Source organism: Corynebacterium sp. KPL2734, from assembly GCF_040225595.1.
In the GTDB taxonomy this organism is placed as follows: Bacteria; Actinomycetota; Actinomycetes; order Mycobacteriales; family Mycobacteriaceae; genus Corynebacterium; species Corynebacterium rhinophilum.
In genome coordinates, this window is record NZ_JBEHFO010000015.1 from 33,121 (window position 1) to 46,423 (window position 13,303).

Annotated in this window: 15 protein-coding genes and 1 pseudogene; 7 read left to right on the plus strand and 9 right to left on the minus strand. The window is 56.8% G+C overall.

Annotation, left to right across the window (positions count from 1 at the left end; genetic code table 11):
* The first annotated feature begins 22 nt into the window (after positions 1–22).
* Both ABRP88_RS09225 and ABRP88_RS09230 read left to right on the plus strand, forming a co-directional pair.
* Positions 23–1,174: an MFS transporter gene (locus ABRP88_RS09225; RefSeq protein ID WP_349837025.1), complete on the plus strand. Its 1,152-nt coding sequence runs from the start codon at positions 23–25 to the stop codon at positions 1,172–1,174.
* Positions 1,175–1,184: 10 nt separating this feature from the next.
* Entirely contained in the window at positions 1,185–2,483 is a 1,299-nt protein-coding gene (locus ABRP88_RS09230) for a copper oxidase (protein WP_349837026.1), read from the plus strand.
* Here the strand turns inward: ABRP88_RS09230 and ABRP88_RS09235 are convergent.
* On the minus strand, positions 2,480–3,913 hold the full coding sequence (locus ABRP88_RS09235; RefSeq protein ID WP_349837027.1) for a TM0106 family RecB-like putative nuclease: 1,434 nt from the start codon (positions 3,911–3,913) through the stop codon (positions 2,480–2,482). The genes ABRP88_RS09230 and ABRP88_RS09235 overlap by 4 nt on opposite strands.
* Positions 3,914–3,981: 68 nt before the next feature.
* Here ABRP88_RS09235 and ABRP88_RS09240 point away from each other — a divergent pair, with 68 nt between their 5' ends.
* Positions 3,982–4,614 (plus strand): DUF6474 family protein, encoded by a 633-nt coding sequence (locus ABRP88_RS09240; protein WP_349837028.1) that lies wholly within the window; start codon positions 3,982–3,984, stop codon positions 4,612–4,614.
* A gap of 185 nt (positions 4,615–4,799) precedes the next feature.
* Positions 4,800–5,111 (plus strand): histone-like nucleoid-structuring protein Lsr2, encoded by a 312-nt coding sequence (locus ABRP88_RS09245; protein WP_005279679.1) that lies wholly within the window; start codon positions 4,800–4,802, stop codon positions 5,109–5,111.
* A 4-nt stretch (positions 5,112–5,115) separates the two neighbouring features.
* Here the strand turns inward: ABRP88_RS09245 and ABRP88_RS09250 are convergent, their stop codons facing one another.
* Positions 5,116–5,754, minus strand: a complete 639-nt coding sequence (locus ABRP88_RS09250) for a response regulator (protein WP_023018163.1) — start codon at positions 5,752–5,754, stop codon at positions 5,116–5,118.
* Positions 5,755–5,791: 37 nt separating this feature from the next.
* Positions 5,792–6,955 carry a sensor histidine kinase gene (locus ABRP88_RS09255; RefSeq protein WP_349837029.1) on the minus strand — a complete coding sequence of 388 codons (1,164 nt, stop codon included), beginning with the start codon at positions 6,953–6,955 and terminating at the stop codon, positions 5,792–5,794.
* On the opposite strand from ABRP88_RS09255, the gene ABRP88_RS09260 reads away from it, so the two are divergent.
* Positions 6,954–7,484 (plus strand): DUF2020 domain-containing protein, encoded by a 531-nt coding sequence (locus tag ABRP88_RS09260; protein WP_284771243.1) that lies wholly within the window; start codon positions 6,954–6,956, stop codon positions 7,482–7,484. The two genes, ABRP88_RS09255 and ABRP88_RS09260, sit on opposite strands and share 2 nt — an antisense overlap.
* Here the strand turns inward: ABRP88_RS09260 and ABRP88_RS09265 are convergent.
* Positions 7,481–7,633, minus strand: coding sequence for a hypothetical protein (locus ABRP88_RS09265; RefSeq protein WP_349837030.1), 153 nt, complete (start codon positions 7,631–7,633; stop codon positions 7,481–7,483). The genes ABRP88_RS09260 and ABRP88_RS09265 overlap by 4 nt on opposite strands.
* Complete coding sequence (locus ABRP88_RS09270; RefSeq protein ID WP_284771245.1) at positions 7,633–8,295, minus strand: class E sortase; 663 nt, start codon at positions 8,293–8,295, stop codon at positions 7,633–7,635. Before ABRP88_RS09270 ends, ABRP88_RS09265 begins: the two co-directional genes overlap by 1 nt.
* Before the next feature lie 35 nt (positions 8,296–8,330).
* Here ABRP88_RS09270 and yidC point away from each other — a divergent pair, with 35 nt between their 5' ends.
* A complete protein-coding gene (gene yidC, locus ABRP88_RS09275; protein WP_284771246.1) occupies positions 8,331–9,275 on the plus strand; it encodes a membrane protein insertase YidC in 945 nt (314 codons plus the stop codon).
* Here yidC and ABRP88_RS09280 read toward each other — a convergent pair.
* The 3 genes from ABRP88_RS09280 to ABRP88_RS09290 form a co-directional block, all read right to left on the minus strand.
* Positions 9,232–9,840, minus strand: coding sequence for a TetR/AcrR family transcriptional regulator (locus tag ABRP88_RS09280; protein ID WP_284771247.1), 609 nt, complete (start codon positions 9,838–9,840; stop codon positions 9,232–9,234). The genes yidC and ABRP88_RS09280 overlap by 44 nt on opposite strands.
* A 78-nt stretch (positions 9,841–9,918) precedes the next feature.
* Positions 9,919–10,170, minus strand: a complete 252-nt coding sequence (locus tag ABRP88_RS09285) for a GlsB/YeaQ/YmgE family stress response membrane protein (RefSeq protein WP_005279667.1) — start codon at positions 10,168–10,170, stop codon at positions 9,919–9,921.
* A gap of 176 nt (positions 10,171–10,346) precedes the next feature.
* On the minus strand, positions 10,347–11,246 hold the full coding sequence (locus ABRP88_RS09290; protein WP_284771248.1) for a universal stress protein: 900 nt from the start codon (positions 11,244–11,246) through the stop codon (positions 10,347–10,349).
* A gap of 120 nt (positions 11,247–11,366) precedes the next feature.
* Between ABRP88_RS09290 and ABRP88_RS09295 the strand changes: the two genes are divergently transcribed.
* Positions 11,367–12,413 carry a pseudouridine synthase gene (locus ABRP88_RS09295; protein WP_502879893.1) on the plus strand — a complete coding sequence of 349 codons (1,047 nt, stop codon included), beginning with the start codon at positions 11,367–11,369 and terminating at the stop codon, positions 12,411–12,413.
* A gap of 163 nt (positions 12,414–12,576) precedes the next feature.
* Here ABRP88_RS09295 and ABRP88_RS09300 read toward each other — a convergent pair.
* Positions 12,577–12,762: pseudogene (locus ABRP88_RS09300) on the minus strand (IS3 family transposase); the annotation flags it as partial.
* Positions 12,763–13,303: the final 541 nt, after the last annotated feature.

Consider the following 13,303-nt stretch of genomic DNA (forward strand, 5'->3'; position numbering starts at 1 on the left):
TGTGAGGAGAATGCTGGTATGCATGACCAGAAACCGGCGCGCCACCATCGCCATGCTCCTTTTGGGCTTGGCGGTGTTTTCTAGTCTCTATACCACCCAAGCAATTTTGCCCACGCTGGTAACGGATATGGGCATCTCACACACTGAGGCGGCCATGACCGTGTCGGCCGCCACCGGCGCGTTAGCCATCTGCGTGGTTCCGGCGTCGATCCTTTCTGAGCGCTATGGGCGCGGGCGTATCCTCCTCATTTCCGCCATCGCCGCCACCATCTTGGGCCTCGTGGTGCCCCTAGCCCAAGAAGGCTGGCAGCTCATTGCCCTGCGCGGGCTGCAGGGCGCGATGTTATCCGGCGCTCCTGCGACGGCGATGGCCTGGCTATCAGAAGAGCTCGAGGACAATGCCTTGCCTAAGGCGATGGGCCTTTATATCGCCGGCAATTCCGTGGGCGGGCTCACCGGCCGCATCATTCCCGCTGGCTTGGTGGAGTTTTCCTCATGGCGCTGGGCGATGCTCGGCTCCGCCGTGGTCTCCCTGGCCTTTGCCATTACCTGCTGGCTCCTCCTGCCCGCCCAGCGGAATTTTCACCCCAAGCCAATCCACTTCCGCTCCGAGCTGAGCGCGGTCTTTGGGCACTGGGCAAATAAGGATCTTGCCACACTATTTATCGTTGCCTTTTTATCCATGGGCACGTTCGTGTCCATGTATAACTTCCTCACCTTCCGCCTGACTGGGGATTTTGGCCTGTCGCCGGCGCTGGCTGGTTTTACCTTCCTGTTTTATCTCTCTGGCACGTGGTCCTCGGCTCGGGCGGGCACGCTGGTCGCGCGCATTGGGCACGGAAAAACGATGGTCGGTTCCGCCGCGCTCTTTACCGTGGGCATTATCCTCTGCGCCGGCAACCTAGCCATGACGCTTATCGGCATGGTGTGCCTGACCGTCGGTTTCTTCGCGGTGCACTCCACCGCGTCCGGCTGGGTGGGGCAACTGGCCACCCATGACCGCGCCGAGGCATCCTCAATGTACGTTTTCTGCTACTACCTGGGTTCTTCCATCGTGGGCGCATTGGCAGGCACGCTTTTCGATGCCCTCACCTGGCACCAATTCATCGCCTGCTTCGCCGCCTTCGCGCTCGCTCTCACGGGGTTGACTTGGACCAAGATTAAATCCGACTAAACTCGGTTTTATGCCTCAAGATAAGTGGTCGAGCCGCACCTGGCACCGCAAAGCCTCACGCCCCGTGTCCATCTGGATGATGGTATTCATCGTGGTGGGCGCAGCGCACATATTCGTGCCCAATTATCGCTGGGTACTGATCCACCTCTTCACGTTGGGCCTGGTCACCAACAGCATCGTGGTGTGGTCGCAGCACCTGACGGAGAAATTCGTGCAACAAAAACTGCCGGATTCCGCCCGCCCCAAACAGCTCGCGCGTATCTATATCCTCAATATCGGCATCATCATCGCCGTCGCGGGCCAAATCCTCGTGCAATTCTGGGCTCACCACTGGATACTGACCCAGATCGGTGCCACGCTTATCGCGTTTACCGTTTTATGGCACGCGGTGGCCTTGTTCACCCAGTGGCGCTCCGCTAAGGATAAGCGCTTCCGCCCAGTTGTCGGCGCCTATGTACTATCCGCGCTGTGCTTGCCGGTAGGTGCAGTCTTCGGCGCAATCCTGGCCATTCACCCGGGCGATCCGCAGTTGCTCTTGGCCCATATCGCCGCCAATATCGGCGGTTTCATCGGCCTTGCCGCGGCAGGTTCGTTGACCATCCTCTTTCCCACCATCTGGCGCACGCAGGGCACCAATGAGCGCATGTCCTCCTCGTTTCTGCTGCTTACCCTGGGCGTGGTGGCAACGACGATCGGCGCGTTCCTGAACTTCCCGCAGCTCGGGCTGATTATCTATTGCATCGGCTGGATCTTGAGCCTGCAGCAGTGGCTCGGCAATGTCATCGACGTCGCCCGCGCACCGCGCGACCGCGTTAACTTTGCCTCCGTCTCGGTGCTGATGGCCGCGCTCTGGCTGGTGCTTTCCCTGACGTACTACACCACGCAGCACTTCCTCGTGGCAGAACCAGGGCTTCCCACGCTCGGCCTCGTGGTGGGCTTTGCGGCGCAGCTGCTCATCGGAGTCATGAGTTATCTTCTTCCCACTACCATGGGCGGCGGCCCCGGCGCGGTCCGCGCAGGACTGCAAGAGCTGGATCGGTGGGGCCTATTGCGCGCCACATTAGTCAATGGCGGCCTGCTTATCTGGATCGCCACGGATATCTCCGTGCTCAAGGTAGTGGCCTCGCTGTTATGCATCGGCTCTTTGGCGGTCTACCCCATATTCATCGCCCGCGCGGTCAAGGCCCAAAAGCAGGTATTGATGAAAAAAGCGGAAGGTCCCGAGCCAAAAACCACCGCGGACTGGAACCAAATCTATATCGGCCTTGGCATCCTGCTGTTCATATACGTCTTTATTGCCGCGCTCTAGAGCTCCGGGATTCCCGGCGCGCCGTCGCTCATCCACTCACGCACTATCCGGGTGGCGTGCACATCGCCGGCGTTATAGTCCAAGAGGCGCTGCCGGACGCTCATATCACCTGCTAGGGCCTCCCGGCGCGCGTTCACGGATTCCTCGCCATCAAAGTCCTCGTCCGGCCACCGGAATCCCGCCACTGGGGCCACCACTTTGAGCCCCAGCCCAAAGGGCCCCGCGAAGGATCTCTTCACGTAGGCAAACATATCCACCCACTCCGGGGAAGAAATAAAGTCTTCTACGTCCCGTTCATCTACCTCCCGGAAGCGCTGCGCGGAACGGCGCATCCAGTGGTTCTCGCCGTGGGCGGAATAGCAATAAGCGGCAAAGGTCTTGCCCTCTGCATGCGCTGTATCGCGCAACCGCATCAACCACTGCCAAAATTCGGCGAAGTTCTCCGCCTCAGCGCGCCCGCCTAGCGGCTCCCAGGTCACGAAGGGGTGGTACTCGCCCTCGAACCACGCGCCCCATAGGTAAGCTCCCTGGTCCATGTAGGCTTCCATGTCCACATCCACCTCGACATCCGCGCGCGGCACCGATGTATCCCCGCGGCGCAACAGCGTCTGACCGGAGCGCCACGCGGCCGCGAGGCGGGAGGGCTCGCCCACTTTGGCATCGATAAGCGCCTGCACCGTGGTAATGCCGCGCTCGCGAAAGGGGCGGGCGCGATCGCCCGGTAAGAAAAGGGAAATATCGTCCGCCGCCACCAGCTCTTGCTCACACAGGGGCCAGAACCTACAACTCGCGCACTCCTTGACCCGCACTGGTGCCGTGGGAAGCGGCTTATCCCAGGCGCGCTGCACGTCAAACTTCGCCGTCTCCGTGAAAAAGGCCTGCTGGCGGTCCTGCCCGATGGCACCGCCGCGCCCAGAGTTCAGGCCCATGTCTTCCAAGGCCTGGGCGGCGAGCGCCAAACGATACCCATCGACGGCATGGTGGCGGGACTTATACGGAACCTCCATAGGCTCGCTCAGCCCAAGGCGATGGGTGGGCACGGCAAGCGTGGTTTTCTTTGGGTTCTTGCGCGCGACGCGGTGGTTGCTCACAATAATGGGGGTATAGGAGCTGCCCTCTCGGAGTAGCAATTCCACGTGTACTTTCCACTTTTCGGTGGCAAAGACCGCATTGGTGATGTGGGTATAGCCGGAGGCAATGGCCTCCAGCGTGGCCATGGCGCGTTCCCAATCATCGCCTTCTAGATCGATGCGCCGGAAACGGCCAGGGGCTTTGCGCGGGAATAATTCCATGACCGCGTCTACGGCGGCGCTGTGGCGTTCGGCCCTAGCGATCGAGGATCGGGTGCGTGGAATCTCCGGGTGGGCGCGCCGCTGCACCAAGCGATAGCGGCACCCAACGAGATCCGAAGCTACAACGACATCCTCCACACCGGGTGAGCTTAATAGAACAGCAAGGTAATGTTGAATCCAGACTCGATCAAACGTAAGGGAAAATAATGAGTATCCTCAAGAAATTGAAAAAGGCTCGCCAAGAAGCGCGTGCGCAGGCCAAGGCGGCAAAGGCGCGCGCCAAGGCTGAGGTAAAGGCCCAGTCGAAGGATCGTCGCCGCCAACAAAAGCTCCTTGCCAAGCAAGAAAAGCACCTTGTTAAGGCCGAAGAAAAGGGCCTCAAAAAGCGCCGGAAGCACGAACAAAAAATGGCGGAAAAAGAACTGGAAAAGTTGCGCGAGGGCCACTTTAATTCTGGCAAGGTCAAGCGCTATGCAGGCGCATTGCGCACCGCCGCCCCGCTGTTGCTTCCCCTCGTTTATCGCGCATTTGTGGGCCTTAAGTCCGAAAAAGAAAAGCGCAAGGCTCACAAGGCGGGCGTGAGTTCCGCGGAAATGGCCTCTTTTTCTGGCTATGGCGCCCCGCTCAAGGCCCGCACCGCCGGCATCCGTAATTCCCTCAAGGACGTAGATCTGCCCGCCGGCTTCAAGCGGGACGTGCGCGAGCGCCTCGAAGAGGTTGATGCCGCGATCGATAACGCCGAATTCATGACGGAGCAGCAGCGCCGCCGCGCGCATAAGACCATTAGCGGAGAGATCGATTCCGTTACCGCGGAGATTCAACAGCGCCTGGGCGAATAATTTCTCCTCCGCCTCCCATCGCCGTTCACTTTTTTGGTGGCGGCGATATTTTTATGCGCGGGCACCATTAACTGAAACTTTATTGTCTACTAATTTCCACACTGGTAGAATTGAATTAGAGTTAATTCAGAATCCAAATACCGGTATTAGGTAAACATATCGATGCAATAAACCATGGAGGTACTATGGCACGCCGCGAAATCACACAATTTTATGATGACCTTGATAATCAACTCATTGGTGAGGATGAATTAGAGGTAGTCCGCTTCAGCGTCAATGGACGCAGCTACTTGATGGATCTATCCCGTGACAATGCCCGCCGCTTCCACGAGGCAATCGCCCCCTTTGTCGAAGCCGCACATGCCGCCCCCGATGCGGAATCCCCACAGGTCGATCCGCGCAAGGTCCGCGAATGGGCGCAAAAGCAGGGCCATGACGTAGCGCGCCGCGGCAAGATCCCCCAGAACATCATCGACGCCTACAACGCGGCCCACTAGAGACTTAAAGCACGCCCTGTTCCCTGGCGGCCGCCACCGCAGAGGTGCGCGAGCGCACGCCCAATTTGTCATAAATGTGCACCAGGTGGGACTTCACCGTGGCCTCAGAAAGCATGAGGTCGTGGCCAATTTGCCGGTTCGAGGCCCCCGCCGCCACCAGTTGCAAAACCTCTAGCTCGCGCGGGGTCAGCGAGGTGCGGGGCGTGCGGACTCGGGTCATGAGGCGATCGGCCACGATGGGCGAGAGCGCCGAGTCCCCCTCCGCCGTCGAATGGACGGCATCCAAAAGCTCCTGCGGTGGAGCGTCTTTTAGGAGGTAGCCCACCGCGCCTGCTTCGATAGCGCCGAGGATATCCGCATCGGTGTCGTAATTGGTGATGACCAACACCTTGGGCGGCGTGCTCATGGAGGAACGAATCTGCGCGGTGGCTTCGACGCCACCCATAACGCGCGTTCCCTCCAGGCCCGCCCCGAAGCGCAGGTCCATGAGGATGACATCGATACCGCCTGCTTGTGCCGCAGACACAGCGGCCTCCGCCGTCGCTACCTCGCCCACGACGTCGATATCTTCGGCACCTTCAAGCACCGAACGCAGCCCCAGCCGCACAATCTCGTGGTCATCTGCCAAAAGGACCCGAATCACGACATCCCTCCTATCGATGTTTTTCTCAACCAAAAGTTTAATCTACCGCCTTATCAAAGGGCACACTAACTGACACAGCCGTTCCCTCCCCCGGCGCGGATTCTATGATCACCTCGCCGCCCAGCTCCTGCGCACGGCGCTGCATGGCAGAAAGGCCAATATGCCCCAGACCCGCCGGCGCGCTTTCCACCGTCGCGGGCTCAAAACCCTGCCCATTATCAACCACATCCACGCGCACCTCGTCGGTTTCATAGGTGACGGTGATCCGGGCGCGGCTGGCGTGGGCATGCTTGACGATGTTCCCCACCGCCCCCTGTGCAATCCGCAATAGCGCCGCCTCTATTTTCATCGGCAGCTGTTGCTCCGCACCCTCGCTTTCGACCTCCACCTGGAACCCCGCAGTAGCGGCGAAGTTTTCCGCCATGCGCGTCAGCGCCGCCTCAAGGGAGGTCTCCGTCAGTGTAGGAGGCTGCAGCGCCGCAATCATGGCCCGCGCCTCATGCAGGTTATCCGCCGCGGCCCGCCGGGCGAGCTCAATGCGCCGCCGGGCGGCGGCAATGTCGTGTTTATCCAGATCCCGGTCGGCGGAGTGCAGGAGCATCTGAATTGATGACAACCCCTGGGCCAAGGTGTCATGAATCTCATGGGCGATGCGCTGGCGTTCGGCCACCATGCCGGCGTCTCGTTCCGTGGCCGCCAATTGCGTCCGGGTTTCTACTAGCTCCCGGTTCATGCGCGATAAGGTGCGAAACGCATAGGTAATCGCCACGGTTACTAGTGCCGAGACCGCCGGTCCCATCACTCCACCAAAGGTCAGACCTCCCGGTATCTGCACCACGACAGTGAGCACGGTCGCACCGATGACACACAGGATACCTGCGGTCACATCCAGCACCGTCAGGTACAAAAAGTACATGACGAATACCAGATAAATGGCGGCGGGAGCCACGAAAAGATCCGCACCCCATAACACCGTGAGAATGCTTATCCACAAGTAGCGCATGGGCCGCGGCCACTGCTCCGCATAGATCGATCCCGCAAAGTAGACGGCCGCGAACCCCACCAATAGCAATAGGTTAATAAGGGACTGCGATAGCGGCATTTTCACCGAAGTAAAAATACCCACCACTAACAGGACCGCAGTCAAGAAATGAATGCCGGTGCGCAGTGCATCAGAATCCCGATCTAATGTGGAGCTCATGCGCAAAAGCCTACTTGTCCTTCTCGCCCTGACCGGAATAGGGATCGCGGGATGCCAGACCGAACAAGCAGACCAGACCGAACCGGAACACGAGGTGACACCGGAAAGCGCCGCCATCAACGTCGCACAGACCGCAGAGGTCAACGAGTGGAGCGATTGCCCCTATATCGATCCCGGCTGGTTGGAAAATACCAATGGCGAGCGTCTTACCAAGCAGGGCATCGACACGCGCTTTCCCACCCCCGCGTGCGTCTTCTGGTCTTATCAAGACCACCCGCAAGCTACCGTCATCGTGCGCGAGATGCCCACTGTAGAAGACGCCCGCGCCGCGGTGGATTGGGCCGCGCCAATCGATGCCACCGAGCCCGCCTCCTTTGCAGGCTGGGAAGGCGGACGGGGCATCGTCAATGAGCAGGCCGTCTATGCCGTGCAAAAGGATACCCACGCGGTGCTGGTGTGGAGCAATCAGCAACAGACCTTCAAGTCCGAGCAGATTGCCCAGGAAGCCATTGCCAATTTAGGGCTTTAAACCGCGACGTCGTTATAGGGCATCATCGGCGAAACCCAGGGGAAGACAACCTCCATGAGGAGGAAGAAGATTCCTACCGCAATGGCGATGGCGAGCAGCGCCTTCACTGCCTTCGGTCCTGGCAATAGATTCCACAAAGCGCGATACATTACTTAGCTTCCTTTCCAACTTCCATCGCGTGCACGATCATGCGCTCGGCGTTGGAAAATTGCGGGTGACAGGTAGTCAGAGTCAGCATTCCCCGCGTGGGGTCCGCTTCAGTTCCTGGGACGGGGTCGATCACTGAGACATCGCCTGGCGTGGTGATGTGCCTGCCGGCAACATGGCTATATTCTTCTGGTACTTCATCGAAGCAATCCGCATGCTCGCCATCGATGGGCAGCACCTTGTAAGTAATCTTTTCCGTTTGGGTTTCGATGATGACGTCATCGCAGGTGTGCAAAGAACCCAAATCATTAAATGGGGCACCCTTGCCCACGCGGTGCCCAGCCACCGCAAAATTCCCCGTCTCACCTGGCATTTGTGTGTCCTCATAGTGACCAGGGCCGCGTAGAAGATCATCATCATCCGTGCCTTGAATGATGGCAAAATGATAATCCGAGCCAAAGGCTGGGATGTACATCTGTGCGAAAGCCTCTCCCAAATCTGGGTCCACTTTCTCCCGGGGGTTGCGCCACTGCTCTTCTAATTTTGCATTAGCTTCATCTTGTAAACGCCCTGATTCCACATTCGTCCAATAGGCTTCATAGAATGCAAATAGAACTAAAACCAAACCAATGGTTAGCATGAGTTCGCCCAGAACTTTTGTCATGTCCTAAACCATACTTCCTCTCCGAAAGGAAAACCATGTTCGAGTTCTTCATGTACCCGGTTTCCGGAATCATGAAATTCTGGCATTGGCTGATCAGCGGCTTCGTTGATGAATCCGCTGCATGGCTTGTCTCCATTTTCCTTTTGGTACTCACCGTGAGAGGCATCGTTATCCCCCTCAACTGGATGTCGCTGCGCTCCGCACGCATCGGTGTCCTCATGCGCCCGGAGAATAACGATATCTCTAAGGAAATGAACCAGGCCAGCACCAAAGAGGAAATGGCTGCGCTCATCAAGAATCAGCAGGACCTCATGAAGAGCTATAACTACAAACCTGCTGCTGGCTGCATCCCGCCGCTCATCATGATTCCGGTTTTCATTGGTTTGTACCAAGTAATCCTTCGGATGTCGAAAATCGATCAGGACTCAAAGACCGTCGGCATGCTCAATGCTGACGACGTCGCCGCCTTTCGTGAAACCACATTCTACGGTGCCCCAATCACTGACTTCGCCCGCGATCACGGCGATCTTCTTAATCCCGTCCTCATTGCTGCCATCGTCTTTACCATGGCGAATTCCATCATCGCCCTAATCCGCAGCTTCCTCACCACGCAATTCGATCTAAAACTAAACCGCCGCATATTCATTTTCATGGGCATTTTGCTCATCATCGTGCCCTTCTTCCTCTGGCACCTGGCTCATAATGGTCCCATTCCCGTCGCCATCATTATTTATTGGGCCTGTGCATATTGGATCACCCTCATTCAGACCATCATCTTCGAAATCATGCTGCGCGAGTTCTACCCGCTTACAGATGAAGTAAATGCGATGCGCCGTGAGAGCCTTCAAAATTGGCGGAATAAAGAAAAACAACCCGCTCTTTCCAAGGAGGAGAAAAAGCGGGTCAACCGGCTGCGCATTGAGGCGCGCAAGCACCTTAAATCGAATAATCAGCAGGAGGAGCCGAAAGCATCTGAGTAGCTAGCTCGCGGGCGGTATAGAGTGGCCCTGCTTCTTTGGTCAGGCGGGATCCGGCGAGACCGCCATCGAGGAAAATCAAGAGCTGGCTTGCTTGGGAGGCTGAGGGATAACCGTTGCGCTCCGTCAACAGAGCCGTCAAGGTAGAGTGCACCCAATTGCGATGCTGCATGCAGGCCGCGACGATGCCGCGCTCCGAATCCGTTTCAGGCCGCGGGTACTCGCCCGCTGCATTCAAGAAGTGCGAACCGCGGAATCCTTCCTCCGGCTCTTCCTCAATGACCTTGTCAAAAAAGGCCAAGATCTTTTGGTCCGGATCCTGCATGGCAGCCGTCCGCTGCTCCCAGTCCTGGCGGAATTGTTCATCCAAGGACTCTACGTAGGCAATAACCAAGGCATCCTTGGAACCAAACAAGGAATATAGGGATGCCTTGGCCACATCCGCTTCGCGCAAGATGCGGTCAATACCGATGACGCGAATGCCCTCAGTTTTAAAGAGCTTTGTTGCAGATTCCAGCAATCGGCTCCGCGGGCTGGGGCGATTGCGGCGCGACTTCTTCTCTGCCATGGATTCCTCTCTACAACGACAAAACCGGTTCATCTACACTTTATAGACAAACCGGTATGTACGCTAGTTATATGCGGACTATTGTTTCACTTTGTCCACAATCCACAGCAAGATGCAAGCACCAGCGGTGGCCGCGACGATAGAGAAGATCCAACCACCGCTAGCCTCAATATTCAGTAGCTGGATAATGATGCCACCGATGAGGCCGCCGATAACACCCACCACCAAGTTGGTAAACAACCCGTGGTCACGCTTCATAATCTTCTCTGCCAGCCAACCGGCAATGATACCAACAATGATTGAAGTAAATAGACCCAAACCTAGTCCCATGATTTCCTCCTAATATAAACGTATCGAATACTTCCCAGTTTAAACCCCTGTGACTCAAGTGGCGATAACAAATGCGACACATTTGTATAGCAAAGTGGCTTTAAAACACCAGAAGCGCTCCACTCCTAGCTCTAAAAGCCGGGAGAAGAGCGCTGGGAAGTCAGGCTATGAATGATTTAGCCTTCGTCGTCTGGGCGTACCACCATCATCGGGCACGGTGCAGACTGCAGCAATGCGCGGGAGGTAGAGCCAAGGACCATGCCCTTGAATCCACCACGGCCGTGGGAACCAACGACGAGAAGCTGCGCACCTTCGGCGGCCTCCGTCAACGCACGGACGGGCCGGTCACGGGTGATCTGCTTCTTCACCTCAACATCTGGGAACTCTTCGCGCGGTTCCTTCAGGTTTTCTTCAAGCACCTCAGCCTGTTCCTTTTCAATCTCTGACCACTCAGACTGAGCTGCAGAGAGGCCGGCGAGGGATGCCTGGATTTGCATATCCATCCAGGTGTGCACGGCAACGAGGGCCGCGCCGCGAGCCTGGGCTTCGCGGAAAGCATAGGAGGTTGCCTTCTGAGAAACCTCGGAACCGTCCACGCCAACGACAACTGGGCCGTATTTGGTGGAGTCGGTGACGTTATTATCTTCACGAACCACAACTACCGGGCAAGCGGCGTGGGAAACAACTGCTGCGGAGACAGACCCCATGACCATGCCGGACAGGCCGCCCATGCCGCGCGAACCCATCACGACCATGGTGACGTCTTGAGACATTTCCAAGAGCATATCGATGGGGGAGCCCTCTGCGATGGTGTGCCCAATCTTGAGCTCTGGGGCTACCTCGTGAGCGATTGCACGAGCTTCCTCAATCTTTTCCAGGGTGTCGTCCTGCAAGTCATCGTAGAGATCCTTCGGCGGAACCATACCTTCTGCATACAGGAATTGCGGTATGGTGTAGCTCGATGCGATGCGCAGCGGGATTTCCCTCTTCATCGCCGTATTTGCCGCCCAACGGACGGCGTTCTTTGAGGCGTCAGAGCCGTCGACGGCGACGACTACAATGTCTTCCTTAGCCATGATCTTTCCTTTCAGTGGTTATAACTTAATTATAGTACGGATTAGGCTTAATGGTTGACAGTTGCAGGATCAGAATTGGACGGAGAGAAAATTTCGAGGAGCGTTCGGAATACGTCCCATATCACCGCGCCAATTCCGTCATTGAAAAAAGCCAGCACCTGGTCCGCGAGAGAATTAATATCCATGTCAAACACACTAATACACCACAAAAAAGGATTCAGCCCTTTGCCCATTAAAAATGGGCTGAACCCCACGCGCGTACGTACGCCGGAGGAAGGTCTCAGCACCTGGGATTTTCTCAGCGAAGTCATCTCCTCGCAGCGCCACCGCCACCCCAATGATGATGCACAAGCACTGCGTGACCGATTCACCGCGGGCGAGGTAGTCCTGCGCGATCAAACTCCCCTAAAGCCAGGTACCGTGCTCGGCAAAGATGTCGATGTCTTCTTCTACCGCATCCCCGCACCAGAAACTCCCGTACCCTATGACATCCCCATCATCTATGAAGATGACAACATCCTGGTAGCCGATAAGCCCCCATTTATGGCCACCATGCCGCGCGCCCGGCACATCGTCGAAACTGCCACCGTACGCCTTCGCCGTTCCACCGGAATTAACGAATTAGTGCCGGCACACCGCCTCGACCGCCTCACCTCGGGCCTTCTTCTATTTACCAAGCACAAAGAAGTCCGCGGCGCCTACCAGTCCCTCTTTGCAGAAAAGAAAGTCCACAAGACCTATCAGGCGGTCGCGGAATTCCGCCGCTTGCCGACGCCCCTCCAATGGTCCTCCCACCTAACTAAAACGCCCGGTGAAATCCAGGGACGAATAGCAGATGGTGAACCAAATGCTTTCACCACACTAGAATCGGTAGAACCCATTGATAAGGCCCCTTATGAAAAAGTTCACGGTTCACTAGCTGACCTCGGCATCTACACCCTAAAACCACAGACTGGGAAGACCCATCAATTGCGGCTGCTCATGTGGCAGGCAGGCATACCGATCCTCGGCGATCCTGTCTACCCCACGATTTTCCCTGAGGAAGCTGAAGACATGTCCGTACCCATGCACTTAACAGCGACGGACTTAGAATTCACGGATCCACTCAGCGGAAAGCCGCGCCGTTTCGTCTCAGGCCTTCCATTGGCTACGCACAAATTGCTTTAAGCCTGCAGCGTCCCAGGTTTTGTTCCGTTTGAATAGAGGGGAAAATCTGGAACGACCTGACCTCCATTTGGTGTCCACCTGATATTCAACCCAGTCGAGTTGGGAAGATGAAGTGCCCCGAGTTTTGTTCCTAGGCATTTGCCTTGATTTCTATTATTCCCTGTTACGGGTTCTTCTTCCACAATTCGTTTTCCACCTCGGCTGGGATTCGGCATCCCAGGCTTTGGTGGAGCCTAGTCTCGTGCCACCATGACACCCATTCGAATGTCGCAATTTCTACCTCGACAACATCATTCAACCTGCGAGTATGGATGAATTCGTTCTTGTAAGAGCCGCTAACATTTTTAGCTAGAGCATTGTCATATCAGTCGCCGACAGTCCCAGTGGAAGCGACAATCCCGTGCTGGGCGAGACGCTCGCTGTTGGCAACGCTGACGTACTCTAAGCCGTGATCCGAATGGTGAATAAGGCCTGTTGTTTCTTTCGCACACTTGGGTCGCTTGATTGCGAGCGTGCAGCGGTAATGCTTGAAGTGCGCATCGAGTCCGAAAGCGCCCACCCAACTATTCGTCTCAGAACCATTCGCCGCCTGGGATTTATCCTGCACTGCTTTTATGCGGGCACGTTTGCCGGTGCCGTACTTGGGGGCCCAAGAATGTAGCGCAGCACGGTTGATGCCGAGCTCTGCTGATGCTGAGTTCAGAGAGGTCCTCATTGTTTTCATAGAGGGCCACGGCATCGCGTTTGAACTGTTCTCAGTACCTGGACATGGTGGTAAATTACCTTTCTTCCCAACTCGGCTGGGTTGAATATGAGCGTGTCAAGTTGTTTGTGTGTGGGGCTAGGTTTATAGGTATTTGTCGAAGCGGGCGGGAAAGGCTACGGCCATT